The 13,993-nt window shown below is 44.4% G+C and carries 16 protein-coding genes; 7 read left to right on the forward strand and 9 right to left on the reverse strand.

Annotation, left to right across the window (positions count from 1 at the left end; genetic code table 11):
• The first annotated feature begins 100 nt into the window (after nt 1-100).
• The 4 genes from AC6EJC_RS22425 to bcp are packed head-to-tail and all read left to right on the forward strand — an operon-like array spanning nt 101 to nt 3,240.
• Entirely contained in the window at nt 101-1,141 is a 1,041-nt protein-coding gene (locus AC6EJC_RS22425; protein ID WP_444955860.1) for an ABC transporter ATP-binding protein, read from the forward strand.
• A complete protein-coding gene (locus tag AC6EJC_RS22430) occupies nt 1,134-1,928 on the forward strand; it encodes an ABC transporter permease (protein ID WP_444955861.1) in 795 nt (264 codons plus the stop codon). Before AC6EJC_RS22425 ends, AC6EJC_RS22430 begins: the two co-directional genes overlap by 8 nt.
• 4 nt (nt 1,929-1,932) lie before the next feature.
• Entirely contained in the window at nt 1,933-2,721 is a 789-nt protein-coding gene (locus tag AC6EJC_RS22435; protein ID WP_080710685.1) for an ABC transporter permease, read from the forward strand.
• Between the two features lie 42 nt (nt 2,722-2,763).
• Nucleotides 2,764-3,240: a thioredoxin-dependent thiol peroxidase gene (gene bcp, locus AC6EJC_RS22440; protein ID WP_444955862.1), complete on the forward strand. Its 477-nt coding sequence runs from the start codon at nt 2,764-2,766 to the stop codon at nt 3,238-3,240.
• Between the two features lie 68 nt (nt 3,241-3,308).
• Here the strand turns inward: bcp and AC6EJC_RS22445 are convergent, their stop codons facing one another.
• Genes AC6EJC_RS22445 through AC6EJC_RS22465 form a run of 5 tightly spaced genes read right to left on the reverse strand, consistent with a single transcriptional unit; the run spans nt 3,309 to nt 8,571 of the window.
• Nucleotides 3,309-4,424, reverse strand: coding sequence for a GerAB/ArcD/ProY family transporter (locus tag AC6EJC_RS22445; protein WP_444955863.1), 1,116 nt, complete (start codon nt 4,422-4,424; stop codon nt 3,309-3,311).
• Between the two features lie 17 nt (nt 4,425-4,441).
• The gene (locus tag AC6EJC_RS22450; protein ID WP_444955864.1) at nt 4,442-4,678 is read right to left on the reverse strand and encodes a hypothetical protein; all 237 of its coding nucleotides are present in this window, start codon (nt 4,676-4,678) and stop codon (nt 4,442-4,444) included.
• 31 nt (nt 4,679-4,709) lie between these two features.
• Nucleotides 4,710-5,819, reverse strand: coding sequence for a GerAB/ArcD/ProY family transporter (locus AC6EJC_RS22455; protein WP_444955865.1), 1,110 nt, complete (start codon nt 5,817-5,819; stop codon nt 4,710-4,712).
• 5 nt (nt 5,820-5,824) lie between these two features.
• Nucleotides 5,825-7,033: a Ger(x)C family spore germination protein gene (locus AC6EJC_RS22460; protein ID WP_444955866.1), complete on the reverse strand. Its 1,209-nt coding sequence runs from the start codon at nt 7,031-7,033 to the stop codon at nt 5,825-5,827.
• Complete coding sequence (locus tag AC6EJC_RS22465; protein WP_444955867.1) at nt 7,030-8,571, reverse strand: spore germination protein; 1,542 nt, start codon at nt 8,569-8,571, stop codon at nt 7,030-7,032. Before AC6EJC_RS22465 ends, AC6EJC_RS22460 begins: the two co-directional genes overlap by 4 nt.
• 326 nt (nt 8,572-8,897) lie before the next feature.
• Between AC6EJC_RS22465 and AC6EJC_RS22470 the strand changes: the two genes are divergently transcribed.
• The gene (locus AC6EJC_RS22470; protein WP_444955868.1) at nt 8,898-9,221 is read left to right on the forward strand and encodes a hypothetical protein; all 324 of its coding nucleotides are present in this window, start codon (nt 8,898-8,900) and stop codon (nt 9,219-9,221) included.
• On the opposite strand, the gene AC6EJC_RS22475 is transcribed toward AC6EJC_RS22470, so the two are convergent.
• Complete coding sequence (locus AC6EJC_RS22475; protein ID WP_444955869.1) at nt 9,222-9,878, reverse strand: DedA family protein; 657 nt, start codon at nt 9,876-9,878, stop codon at nt 9,222-9,224. It lies immediately after the preceding gene.
• 145 nt (nt 9,879-10,023) lie between these two features.
• Here AC6EJC_RS22475 and guaA point away from each other — a divergent pair, with 145 nt between their 5' ends.
• Together guaA and AC6EJC_RS22485 are read left to right on the forward strand one after the other, a co-directional pair.
• Nucleotides 10,024-11,562 (forward strand): glutamine-hydrolyzing GMP synthase, encoded by a 1,539-nt coding sequence (gene guaA / locus AC6EJC_RS22480; protein WP_444955870.1) that lies wholly within the window; start codon nt 10,024-10,026, stop codon nt 11,560-11,562.
• Between the two features lie 402 nt (nt 11,563-11,964).
• Nucleotides 11,965-12,582, forward strand: coding sequence for a peptidase E (locus AC6EJC_RS22485; RefSeq protein ID WP_444955871.1), 618 nt, complete (start codon nt 11,965-11,967; stop codon nt 12,580-12,582).
• 124 nt (nt 12,583-12,706) lie between these two features.
• Here the strand turns inward: AC6EJC_RS22485 and AC6EJC_RS22490 are convergent, their stop codons facing one another.
• From AC6EJC_RS22490 to AC6EJC_RS22500, 3 genes are read right to left on the reverse strand one after another with little or no spacing between them, the layout of a single operon-like run.
• On the reverse strand, nt 12,707-12,802 hold the full coding sequence (locus AC6EJC_RS22490) for an IS3 family transposase (protein ID WP_444955879.1): 96 nt from the start codon (nt 12,800-12,802) through the stop codon (nt 12,707-12,709).
• The gene (locus tag AC6EJC_RS22495; RefSeq protein WP_444955872.1) at nt 12,775-13,521 is read right to left on the reverse strand and encodes an IS3 family transposase; all 747 of its coding nucleotides are present in this window, start codon (nt 13,519-13,521) and stop codon (nt 12,775-12,777) included. The genes AC6EJC_RS22490 and AC6EJC_RS22495 overlap by 28 nt, the downstream gene beginning before the upstream one ends.
• Nucleotides 13,518-13,823: a transposase gene (locus AC6EJC_RS22500; RefSeq protein ID WP_444955873.1), complete on the reverse strand. Its 306-nt coding sequence runs from the start codon at nt 13,821-13,823 to the stop codon at nt 13,518-13,520. The genes AC6EJC_RS22495 and AC6EJC_RS22500 overlap by 4 nt, the downstream gene beginning before the upstream one ends.
• Nucleotides 13,824-13,993: the final 170 nt, after the last annotated feature.

Raw genomic sequence — 13,993 nt, forward strand, 5'->3', positions numbered from 1 at the left:
GCTCTCCCTTTCACTTTTCAGTTCATTACATTATAATTTCTTTTTGGAGCACAATCAATTTAACTATGGATTTTACAAAATCCTGATTGAGAGGTATAACATGCTGGCAATTGATGTGCAGGATCTGCGCAAAACATTTAAGGTTCAAAAAAACCGCGAGGGCTTAAAAGGTGCCTTCCTTGATTTATTCGCCCGCGAATACAACGAGGTGGCCGCGGTCAAAGATATATCCTTCCGTATTCCGCAAGGAGAAATATGCGGTTATATCGGTGAGAACGGCGCCGGAAAGTCCACCACGATTAAGATGCTGACAGGCATTCTCGTGCCGACATCGGGACATCTCAAGGTGGGCGGTTATGTCCCCTATGAGGAGCGTGAGAAATTTGTAGGCAACATTGGCGTTGTTTTCGGTCAGCGCAGCCAGCTTTGGTGGGACATCGGTGTGATCGAGTCTTTTCAACTGCTGCGCAAAGTATATCAGGTTCCGGCTACGGACTTCAAACGCAGGCTGGATGAGCTGGTGGAGAGGCTGCAATTGCAGGATCTGCTAAGCCGTCCGGTACGCAAGCTTAGTCTCGGGCAACGGATGCGCTGTGAGCTGGTAGCTGCCTTGCTGCACAATCCGTCCATTGTTTTTCTGGACGAGCCGACCATTGGGCTCGATATTATGGTGAAGTCCGAAATCCGCGAGTTTCTGAAGGACATGAACCGGGATCACGGCACGACTATTTTGCTGACGACCCATGATTTGCAGGATATTGAAGCGCTGTGCTCGCGCGTCATTATGCTGGATGATGGGAATATCATTTATGATGGTGGTCTGGATGATCTGAAGGCGCGTTGGGGTACAGGCCGAGAAGTACGGTTTCAGTTCGGCACACCGACTCAATTGGAGCAATTGCAGGCATGGACTGCTGATATGCCACTGACTTGGACGATGGATAATGATTTGGCTGCCAAAGTGTGGATCCCTCTTCATATTAATGTATCGGATGTCCTCGCAAGCGTAGTTGGTCGCACTGACATTACGGATATCAAAATCATTGAAACCAACACGGATGATATCGTCCGCAGTATCTATCAGTCTGGCTCGGCTGAACGCCAGGGCAATCCGATAGTGGAGGCCAAAGTTCATGCTTAGCGTATATACCGATTTTATTCGTATCCGATTCCTCACGATGCTTGCGTATCGTGTGAACTATTATTCAGGAATCCTTATTTATTGCATGAATATTGGCGTGTATTATTTCACATACAAAGCGATATATGGCGATGCGGGTAGCATTGGAGGCTTTACCGCTGCTCAGATGACGACGTATGTAGCAGTATCGTGGATGGCGAGGGCCTTTTATTTTAACAATCTGGATCGTGAAATCTCGACGGATATTCGTGATGGAAGCATCGCTATTCAGATGATCCGACCTTATAATTATGTATTTGTTAAATTTATGCAAGGACTCGGCGAGGGAATGTTCCGTTTTCTGTTGTTTATGATTCCAGGTATGGCGATTGCGTTGCTGCTATTTCCGGTGAAGCTTCCCACTGATCCGGTAGCCTGGGTTGGTTTTCTGGTCATGCTGTTTTTTAGCTTTATGATCAACACTCAGATTAATATTATTACGGGATTAACGGCCTTTTTTATCGAAAATAATGAGGGCATGATGCGTATGAAGCGCGTAGTTGTAGATCTGTTTTCTGGGTTGATTTTGCCAATCAGTTTGTTTCCAGGCTGGCTGGCGACGATCGCCCAATGGATGCCGTTTCAGGCGATTACCTATTTGCCGGGTTCTGTATTTACGGGACGTGTAAAAGGCGTTGGCATCTGGAATGTACTGGGTATCCAAATCATTTGGCTGGTCGTTCTGCTCGTGCCGATGATCATCATTTGGCGACTGGCGCGCAGACGTCTGTTCGTGCAGGGAGGGTAAGCCGATGATGTACTATTTGGGTCTCATTAGCGAATATTTGAAAAATTACATGAAGTCACGGCTCACCTATCGGGCCGACTTTTGGGTAGAAGTTATTTCAGACCTGCTGTTTCAGGCCACGAATCTTATTTTTATCCTGGTTATTTTTATGCATACAGACAGTTTGGGGGGCTGGAGTGAAAATGAAGTCGTGTTCGTTTATGGATTTTTCATGGTTCCTTACGGACTATTCAGCTGTTTTGTAAACCTTTGGAACTTTAGCGAACGTTATATTGTGAAAGGTGAGCTCGACCGGGTAATGACTCGTCCTGCATATAATCTGTTCCAGATTTTCCTTGAAAATGTGGACCCGCCCGCGCTGGTGGGCTCAGTGATCGGTCTGATTATTATGGGGATCAGCGGGGCACAGATGGATTTGGCTATGGAGTGGTGGTTCGTACCAGCGCTGATCGTTTTGAGCCTAAGTGCCGTGGCAATCTATACGGGCATATACACCATATTGACTTCCCTTTCATTCTTTTCGGATGCACCCACAGGGATTATCCCGCTCATGTACAATATTCAGGGCTACGGACGTTATCCGGTGACGATCTATAACCGTGCCATTCAGGTTGTGCTGACCTGGATACTGCCTTTTGCTTTTGTTGGCGTATATCCGGCCTCCCTGTTTCTTCACCGAGAGGACATGCGCCATATGGCGCTCTTAACTCCTGTGATGGGGATTGTCTTTCTGACCTTGGGCTTACTGGCGTGGAACTGGGGAATCCGTCGCTACAGAGGGGCAGGCTCATAGGTCGGATCACATAAGAACCCCCACAAGATAGGAGATGATGAGATGTCCACAACATTTACCGTTATTGGACAAGCGGCACCGGACTTTGAATTGCCTGGGAGTGAGGGAAAGAGTGTCAAGCTGTCTGATTATCGAGGTAGTAGGGTATTGCTGTATTTCTATCCCAAGGATTTGACCTCTAGCTGCTCGACACAGGCTTGTGATTTTCGGGATAAACATACGGAGTTTGAAGGCTTGAATACGGTGATTCTCGGGATAAGCCCTGATCCACTCAAGCAGCATGACAAGTTTATTGCAAAGTACGGACTACCTTTTCAGTTGTTATCTGATGAAGAGCATCAGGTGGCTGAGATGTATGGTGTATGGCAGCAAAAACAGATGTACGGCAAGCAGTACATGGGTATTGTTCGGTCTACGTTCCTGATTGATGCGAATGGCATTTTAGTTCATGAATGGCGTGGTTTGAGAGTCAAAGGGCATATCAATGCTTCGTTGGAGTACATTCGGAACATGGAGTAAATTAAGAAAAAAAGAAAACCTTCGGATACCGGCTTCTATATGAAGATGCTTCGGTTGATGAAGGTTTTCTAATTTCTGGGTAGATTCTGCCTCCGCTTCCACTTCTGCTGACAGAGATACACAGCCCATAACAAAAGCGGAATGATAAAGCCGTTCGTAATATTCCAGGCTGCTAATGGGTAAACAAGAGTTCTTACGTAATAGAAAACATTTGGTGATATTAAAATGGTCATACCAAACACAAGCGCTCCTGCGGGTATGACGAATGGACGACTATTAGAAATCCGGAACAACTGGGGTGTTCCAAAAGTGAAGGCGTAGAAGAAAAGAACTCCCTTGAAATAGGCAGCCAGTGCCCAGGTTAAAGCAACAAGCGATTCAACGCGTGTAATATAATTCAGTTCATTAATTTGTGTCGTGAGTACAGAAGAAATGTATGGACTGTAATTGGTCACAAAGGGTCCAATCACAAGAAGGGAGAGCAGCAGAAACAGGCTAATCACGATTCCGCCTATAAGGGAAGCGAGCAACATGTCCTTTTTAAAATGGGCTTTTTTGTTTACATAAGGAAAAACCATGAGCATAATAGACATTCCGGCAAAAGGCATAGCCACGCCTGGGACCATTCCTTTAGCAACAGGAGCTAACCCGTTTTCCAAAACAGGCCGTAAATTAGAAAGCTGAACTTGTGGCAGGAGTGCAAGGATCAGACCAGAGAAGATTAATATATATGCTGGTAATAGCATCTCGCTAACACGACCGAAAGCTTCAATTCCCATTAGCGCAGTAAGCACCATTAGGGATATTCCCATAGCGAGCAGGACACGCAGAGGGGTTTGTACAAATAACTGGGTAGTCAGGAAATCGCCTACCTCTCTCGCAATAAGAGCGGTGTTCATTAAAAAATAAAACAAATACCAGCAGGAGACAATGGTTCCGAATACGGGCCCCAAAATTTTGCGAATCGCTTCAATAAGTGTAAGGCTCGGGTAGAGCTCATGAACGCGAACGAGCACGTAAATAACAATTAAGCCTAACGGAATGGACAGTATAGAGCTGATCCAGGCATCCTGATGAGCAATGTGCGTAATAATAGTCGGATAGATTAAGAGCATATCCCCGATTAAACACATAAACATAAGGACAGTCACTTGCCGAACACTGATACGTGCTTTTTTTGACATTTGTGGCTGCCTCCCTTCTAAAAGCCAAATAAATGTGACACAAAAGTATTAACGGGGTTATAGATTATTTCAATCAGAATCAGCGGACTTGGCGTAACCTCTAATTTGGCAGCAAGGACACTGAGCCATGTTCCTAAACCAAGCATAATGATGTACACTAACATATCCTTAATCTTACGCTTGCGATACAAGCCTGGTAGATCCTTGGCGGCGATGGCTAGACCGATACAGATGACGGTAATGGTAATCAGCATGACATTGCTCCTTCCATTAAAGGTGAGGGGATTACCCGGGTCCTAGAGAGTGGCTGCCTTTTGATCTAAACTTGTATACGACAAGCAGCAGTAAAGGAAGGACAACCGAATCGGTCAAATCCCAATAAATCCAGGCATGGACGATCGTATCCAGATAGTATGTAATATTGGGTGCCGAAACGATAATCAAACCAAATAGGATCATGAAGCTGGGGCCAAGAAAGGTCCGTACATTGTCTAATCGCAGTAGCTGAGTCATTCCTAATGTAAAGGCATAGAAGTGTAAAATGGTTTTAACAAAGGTAGTGATAATCCAGGCTATGCTCATCATGGATTCAATCCTCTGCAAGAAATTTCCAATGTTAACCTTTTTGGATAGCGTATAAGAGGTGTACACACTGTGTTCTGTTACAAAAGGGCCTAGTACCATGATTGAAACAAGTAGCAGCACGCTTAACAAAATGATGGCCACAAGTCCAGATAGTAAAACAGACTTTTTCAGACCTGGTTTTTTGCTTACATAAGGAAGAATCATCAGTAAAAAGGCTAATTCTCCGTATGGATACGAAACTGCAAAAATGCTGCCTTCGATAATCGTAGGAATACCTTGCTCCATTATGGGTTTAAGCTGCTGACTGTCGCATTGTGGCAGTAAACACAGGATTAAAAATAAGGTGAATGCCAAGAATAATGGAGATAATATTTGAGCAGTTCGGGCAATAGGCTCCAGCCCCATATACAGTCCCCACATAAGGACAAGGATTAAGAATAAATTGATCACAGGGAGAGGGGTAACGATGTAAGTTTGGGTGTTCAAAAAATCCCCGACTTCTCTTAAATAAATCGCTGAATTCATCAATAAATGAAACAAATACCATACAGAGATGCTAGCGCCTAACCATGAACCCAAAATTCGCTGACAGAGTTGAATAAAGGTGAGATCAGGATAAAGCTGATGTACCCGCAGGAGTAGCCACAGCACAGCTAATCCTGCAGGGATACTTAAAAATGAACTAATCCAGGCATCCTGTTTGGATATGCTTGTAATGATGGAGGGATACACCAATACACAGTCTCCGAAAATACTCAAAAATACGAGTACAGCTATATTCGTGATGCTGATACGCCCTTTCTCCTCCACCAAACTCACTCCTTCATTTGTTTTTGGAATGATTCAAACAAGGTACCAATTTTTTGGATTTTTGTTTTTGCTTTGTATTCAATCTGTAAGTCCATAAATGGATTTTCTTTCGTTTCTTTTATCCTTTTCCAAAGTTCGGGATTGGACTGGTGAATCAACTGACCAAATCCAAAAATGTCTGATTTAAACTCACGTCGTACGGTTTCTACGGAATGCTTTAAAATTCCAACAATTTTTTCATTGCTTGCGGCTTCAATTTCTTTAATATCGGCCATACTGCTTAACTTCATATGCTGACAGTTGACTTCTCGTACAGCGCTGTTGTTGGTAACCGATATTAAAATAACAGGCTCTCCACCACGGATTATGACTTTGTTTTTAGTATCACTGTTCAAAGTTAATAAGGCGATATTACCACCTCCCTCACAGTCGGCATGTCCCGTTGTCGTGTCCACTTCATTCCGAATATAGTTGAATCCTTTGCTGTCTTGTTCATTCAGCCATCCTAGCAAACGGTCTTTTTTAAATACACCGATACCGGAGAACCTCAATGTAGTTTTAGGAGATATGCTTGTGGTATCTTCTAAGCCTTTGTCTATGGACGACTCTATATTTCCGACAGCTTCCAAAGCGGGCAGAGTGGACTGGATTTCGGGATTAACCAGATTGCTAAGCAGTTGATCCATGGTTACTTTGGTGGCAGGAGCCCATGTTTTGGTTAAGGTGTCCAACGAAGCGAACATTTTATTAGCTGGTAATTTCTCCAGAGCAGTCGGTATCTTTAAAATCGTGGAAGCCTTGTTATTTTTGGCTATCGCAATATAAAAATCACTTCTTGTAAAAGGCTCCCGCATTAAGGCCTCAATCACATCGGAAATTCCTTTTCTTGCATATGCTTCACCCAAAATCAACATACGAATATGTGATAAATAGATGGAGCGTGGGCTTGTATCTGTCATTTTTTGAATAGCTTCTTGAATCGTGGGCGCTGTGGCCTGATAAGTAACCACCGGGGAGCCTCCACTTGTTGCAGATTTGGAAGCTACTGCAGAAGGAATGACCACCTGAGCTGTCACCTGATATTGCTCTCCTTCCATATCCACTCCGATCCCAATAGCGATGCCCAGCTCATTTAGTTCTTTGCGGTCCCAGCATCCACCCAATAGTAATGCAATCAGCCCCCAGACGAAGAACAAATGTAAGGTCTGCTTCATGGTTGGTCCCTTCTGCTTTGTGATTTATTGCCGATCCGTCTTTTTTTCGTTTTTTGGCGAATCGTATTTTGAATAGAGTTGGATTGAGGCCGTGTAGTCATACGAGGCCAGGGCAAGCGAAATAGTGTATCCTTCATATCGCTTTCCACATAGGGGCCAAATGGACTCATGTAAGATACTCCAAACGATCGCAGACTCGTTAAGTGCAGCAAAAGTACGATCAATCCCATCAATATTCCAAGAAGTCCAAAGGCTGCGGCTAGCATCATTAAGGCAAAGCGTACAATTCGGACCGCTATGGACAGACCGTTTTCCGGAATAACATAGCTGGAGATGGCTGTAATGGACACGACAATGACCATAGCCGCCGAGACAACCCCTGCTTCTACAGCTGCTTGCCCAATGACCAGTGTGCCTACAATGGATACGGCTTGCCCGACTGTCTTGGGAATACGTACCCCGGCTTCACGTAAAATCTCATAAGTAATTTCCATGAGCATGGCTTCAACAAAAGCAGGAAACGGTACGCCTTCCCTTTGTGCGGCGAGGCTGATCAGTAAGTTTGTAGGAATCATCTCCTGATGAAAGGTGGTAACCGCAATATAAACTGCGGGTGCCAGCATAGCGATAAAAAAAGAAAAGAAACGCAGCATACGCAATAAAGTGCTGATGTCAGCACGCTGATAATAATCATCCGGTGATTGGAAAAATTGGACGAATAGCGCAGGAATCAACAGAACAAAGGGTGTCCCGTCCACCAATATAGCGATTCGGCCTTCCAGCAGGCTGGCAGCGACCGAATCCGGGCGCTCGCTGTTATATATGGTGGGAAACGGGGTGAAGGTCACATCCTGAATTTCCTCCTCGATGTAACCCCCTTCCAAAATCCCGTCAATATCAATTCGGTCCAGACGCTCTCTCAGTTCCTGAATAACCCCTTCGTCAGCAATTCCTTTGATATACATCACGGTCACATTGGTATGAGTGACTTGACCGATCTGTCTTGTTTCCATCCACAGGCGCGGATCGCGGATTCGCCTACGAATTAGAGCTGTGTTGGTACGCAAATTTTCGGTGAAGCCTTCCATTGGACCGCGTACAACGGTCTGGGATTGGGGCTCGCTGACATTGCGATCCTCCCAGCCAACCGCATCAATCCATATGCCCTTTGTGTATCCGTCCAGCAAAATGATGATACCGCCGGATAGCATCCGGTTGAACAGGTCATCCATTTCGTCCAAACTGCCGGAGTTACCAGCAATTAATACTTGATCCTTTAAATAATCGAACGGTTCGGCGCCCTCCGGTACATGATGTTCGTTTACCCGCATCAATGAACGTAAAACGGAATCATGGAGCAATTGAGTGTTGACCAGACCATCGATATAAAACAAAGCTGCTGGCCATTTTTGCATCCATAACAGCTTTTTAATGATTAAATCTCCACTGTTTCCAAAGGAGCTTTCAATATGGTTTACATTATCCCTCAAGTTAGAGGACACATGAGTAAGCGGACAAACTTTATTCTGATTTGGCATACGTAAAATCCTCCGATATTGGAGTTTATTGGCTTAGTATGCTCTGAAGTTATGGATTTATGCCTTGACGGTTGTATAGAGATTTTGTGAATTAGACAAACAACTAATTAGATTAATGTATAATGAATAATCCTATCGATTGGAGCTGATTAATATGGTAAACAGGCAATAGTGCAGGAATTTGAGGCTGGGCGATGCCGGGATTGGATTGTTTTACTTGGCTTTGGGCGCGGGTCTGGTTGCCAGCTATGCAGCAGGGCGTTTATTCAGTCGTTCTTTGTTGAAGGGAGGACTGGTGTGCCTTTTGTTTGGAAGGGATTTTACTTATGGGATTAAGCGGTACTTATCACGCATGGACAGCGGTTGCCATCTACTTCTTTATTTCGTTGGCTGGCGGGGTGGGGGCGATTTGCTTGGATACATTATTAATGCGGGAGACCCCATTGTATTTACAGGGTCCATTGTTGGGCATGCTGACGGCGTGGAGCCAGGGTATCATCGGACTGTCTATGTGTGGAGCAGGGGTGGCGGTTGAAATGATGGAGCCGCGATTGTTGGGCTTGGCTGGAGGCGCGGGGTTTGTTGTGATATCTATCGTGATTTCAATGTATTATGCAGGGACCCGTAGTCGTAAGGCGGCAGGAGTTTGACTATTTCGTGTCATCCTTGTTGCTGGTTTTCACCGATTTTTCGGATTTGCGTAGTGAGCTAAACAGGGAGCTTCTCCATCGGTAAATAATATACAGCAGGATCATGAACCCAACGACCGCCGCGATTCGTAGTGCATACAGCTCTACCAAATGGAAAATGGCATCCCACTGGGGGCCAAACAGCTTGCCGATGCTTAGAAAGAGTATGACCCAGAATAAAGCGCCGCTGTAAGCATACAAGACAAATTTACGGAAAGAAAGAGCAATAATTCCGGCAAAATAGCCGGTAAAATGCCTGACACCGGGGATGAAATATCCAAGAAAAATAAGCCAGTATCCATATCGTTGAAACCATTTTTGCGTTTTCTGAAGCTTGTCCGGCGATAACAAAACCCATTTACCGTATTTCTGAATAAAGGGGAGTCCAGCCCATTTTCCAATAAAGTAGGTAATGGTCATACCGATGGTTGTGCCCAAAAAAGCTAGCAGCACCAGTTTACCGAAATCCAGGGTACCCGCATAGGAAAGATATCCCGCATAAGCCATCGTGGTTTCCCCGGGAAAAGGTAAAGCAATAAACTCAAGCAGTAAGCCGAAAAAAAGGACGCCGTATCCGTATTCTTCGAACAATTGCGCGATCCACTTCAGCACATCCATCGTTTACACTCCTACGAACAGATTAAGTAATTTAGAATCAATTTATTTTAACAATCTTTTCGTGTCCACTCAACTCCGGTTGATTTCTTGACGTCTTGTTTTATCGTTGCGTATAATGAAACGAACAATTGAGGGAGGCACGGTAATGAATAAGCCTAATGAAATCGTTGTAGTTCTCGACTTTGGAGGACAATACAACCAGTTAATCGCAAGAAGAATTCGGGATCTCGGTGTATATAGCGAGCTCCTTCCATACAATACGCCTGCGGAGAAGCTGAGAGAGCTGGCGCCGAAAGGGATTGTTTTCTCAGGTGGACCTTCCAGCGTATATACAGATAATGCTCCTCAGGTGGATCGGGCTATTTATGATCTTGGAATTCCTATTTTTGGCATTTGTTATGGTATGCAGCTGATGGCTCACCAACTGGACGGTAAGGTAGAACGTGCGGGCAAGCGTGAGTACGGCAAAGCAGACGTGCAATTCAATGAGGATACCCTACTGGCTAAAGGTCTGGAATCCCGTCAAACCGTATGGATGAGCCATGGGGATCACGTTACAGATCTGCCATCTGGCTTTAAACTGGATGCAGGAACGGAGAGTGCGCCGATTGCTGCCATGAGTCATCCGGAACGGAATCTGTATGCGGTACAGTTCCATCCAGAAGTACGTCATTCCATTCAAGGTAATAAAATGATTAGTAACTTCCTGTATGAAGTGTGCGGTTGTGAAGGCAACTGGACGATGGAATCGTTCATTGAAGATCAGATTCGTGAGATTCGTCAACAGGTAGGCGACAAGAAAGTATTGTGTGCCTTAAGTGGCGGCGTGGATTCTTCCGTTGTAGCGATGCTCATTCACAAAGCGATCGGTGACCAACTGACGTGTATGTTCATTGACCATGGATTGCTGCGCAAAGGTGAAGCCGAAAGTGTAATGGAGACGTTCGTTGGTAAATTTGATATGAAAGTTGTCAAAATTGACGCACGTGAGCGTTTCCTGTCCAAACTGGCAGGAGTCGATGATCCGGAACAAAAACGTAAAATCATCGGCAACGAGTTCATTTATGTTTTTGAAGAAGAGTCAGCTCAATTTGACGATTTTGACTTCCTGGCACAAGGCACGCTGTATACGGATATCGTAGAGAGTGGAACAGCAACGGCACAGACGATCAAATCGCACCATAATGTAGGTGGTTTGCCAGAGGATATGAAGTTCAAGTTGATCGAACCACTGAATGCACTGTTCAAGGACGAAGTGCGTAAAGTTGGTGAAGAATGCGGACTTCCACCTGAGATTGTATGGCGTCAGCCATTCCCAGGTCCGGGTCTCGCTATTCGCGTTCTGGGTGAAGTGACAGAGGACAAGCTTACGATTGTTCGTGAATCGGATTATATTTTGCGCGAGGAGATTGCTAAAGCCGGTCTGGACCGGGAAATCTGGCAATACTTCACCGCTTTGCCGAATATGAAGAGTGTTGGCGTTATGGGCGATGCTCGTACGTATTCTTACACTGTAGGTATTCGTGCAGTAACCTCCATCGACGGTATGACCGCCGACTGGGCACGTATCCCTTGGGATGTGCTGGAGAAAATTTCGGTACGTATCGTAAACGAAGTGGATAACGTGAATCGCATCGTGTACGATATCACCTCCAAACCACCAGCAACGATTGAGTGGGAATAAACGCGGGAACTCCTGCCCTGTAACCATGAACCTTTTGAGATTCACCAATACAACATCAGGACTCCTCCGCATCGGCCGAAATATCGCTGTGCGGCAGGAGTCTTTTTTACGGGTTCAAGGTCGAACCTCTGCTCCCAACTCAAAATGAGAGCGGGGAAGAGAGTATTTTTATGGGTCAAAATCAAGGAACCCCAGTTATTTTCAACGGATATGAGGTTGAAAAAAAGGAGATATTATTCAATAATAATGTCTCCTTTTTTTATATGACTTTATCAGCTTCAAGCTTTTTTATGTTATCCTCCAATGGTGTCATGTTTTGATACTAATATATTTTATAATATACCTAGAATAAAGTGTTACATATCCCGTTTCATTAAACGCTGTTCTAAGGAGAATAAAGAGATGAAAAAAATATTTTTGTCGTCCTCATTTAAGGATGTTGCACCATGGTTAGTCCATTTCGCCGGTGAAAACTTGGAAGGAAAAAAAGTCACCTTCATCCCAACCGCAAGTATTCCAGAGAAAGTTAAGTTTTATGTGGAATCAGGAAAAAAAGCATTAGAGAATTTAGGATTAGTCGTGGATGAAATCGAAATAAGCACAGCAACCCGGGATGAAATAGCGAGTAAAATTAGAGGGAATGACTATATTTATATTACCGGAGGCAACACATTTTATTTACTTCAAGAGTTAAAAAGAACCGGGGCTGACAAAATCATTGCTGAAGAAGTTAATGCAGGAAAATTGTATATAGGCGAATCTGCAGGTTCGATGATTTTATCACCGAATATCGAATATGTTCAACTTATGGACGATGTGCAGGAGGCGCCTGCTTTAGATTCCTTTGCTGCGCTAGGGGTAATTGAATTCTATCCAGTCCCCCATCATACGAACATACCGTTTAAAAAAGCGGTGGAGAACATCATTGAGGAATATGGCTGCCAATTAAATTTATATCCAATCAGCAACGCGGAAGTTATTTTGGTTGAAGGTGACAGGATAAAAGTGGAGAACACATGACTCATTAAAAAGGCAGCACATAAAAAGAACCTTTAACTTGAACTTACCCCTGTCAAATAGACAGTAAAGAAAATGCCCTTAAATTAAGCAGCTTGAGTCCGGTATTCAATCGGGCTCTTGTTGTTCAAGTTAAGCTGATGCGTTCCTGGTTGTAGAAACGGATGTAGGAATGGATCGCTTGAGTAAGATCTTCTACAGACCCGAATTTTTGAATGTACAGGCATTCGGCTTTGAGATGCCGAAGAAATTTTCCATACAAGCATTATCCAGACAATTGCCCCGTCTGGACATACTACGAATCATCTTGTATTCTTGAAGTACGTTTTTGTATTTGTGGGAGGTATACTGGAATCCTTGATCACTATGAATCAAGGTACCGGTTACCCTCTCTTTTTTTATGGCTTGGTCCAGTGTGTTCAAGACGAGATCAAGATCGTTACGATGGCTGATTTGGTACGCTACAATCTCCTTACTGTACAGATCTTTAATCGCTGAGAGGTACAGGAATGTCCCTCGATAAGGAAGATAGGTAATATCGGTCACCCACTTCTGATTGGGACGCTCTGCCGTAAACTCCCGGTTCAACGTATTCTCCGCCTTATTTCCTTCACAGACAGGTTTAAAAGAAGCGTTTCTTTCTGCGTATCCGGGATTGTAGACCCGCTTGTGATTCACCTTGCAGGCGTACTGGCGACGAAGCCAAGCTGTCATTCGCGGATAACCATAGATCCCTTTCACGGCGTGGTAACCCTCCTTCAACCAATCCAGGATCTGTTCGTCTTCTTGTTGCTTCCTTGATTTTTCCGGAGAACGACGCAACCATTTATAGTAACCGCTTCGAGACACGTAAGCCAATCTGCATAAATCCTGGATCGGATATTCTGGGGATAGACATTGAATCGTTTGATATACAGCGACATAGGTTTGATGGTTGCTCACCCCCTTTGGAATTCCCGCAGCTTTTTTAAGAATGCATTCTCCATTCGAAGTCTTGCGACTTCCTCCTCCAGACTCAATCCTTTCGTCCGGGGACGTCCTTTTCCCGTACCGGTTTTGCTTCCTCTACGCTCGCTGAGGGCTGTAATCTCTTCTTCTCGAAAGGCATGAACCCAGCGCCGAATCATTTTTGTATCCAGATTCAGATTTTTGGATAACTGATAGGAGGTTTTTCCCTCTTCCAAGTACATGTTCACAATTTCCAACTTGAATTCCTGACTATACGTATTTTTAATATTCCCCATGAAAAAATCCCTCCTAAGTATATGAAGTGCACCCCTTAGAATAGACATTGCAATAAACCCCTGGTTGATCCGATGAAATCTAGGGGGTGCATTTTTTATGCCGGCGAAAAAGGGAACAAAATTTAACGAGTATACATTTGAAACCAAAGTAGAGGCCATACGACTCCATA

Source organism: Paenibacillus sp. TY11, assembly GCF_059772165.1.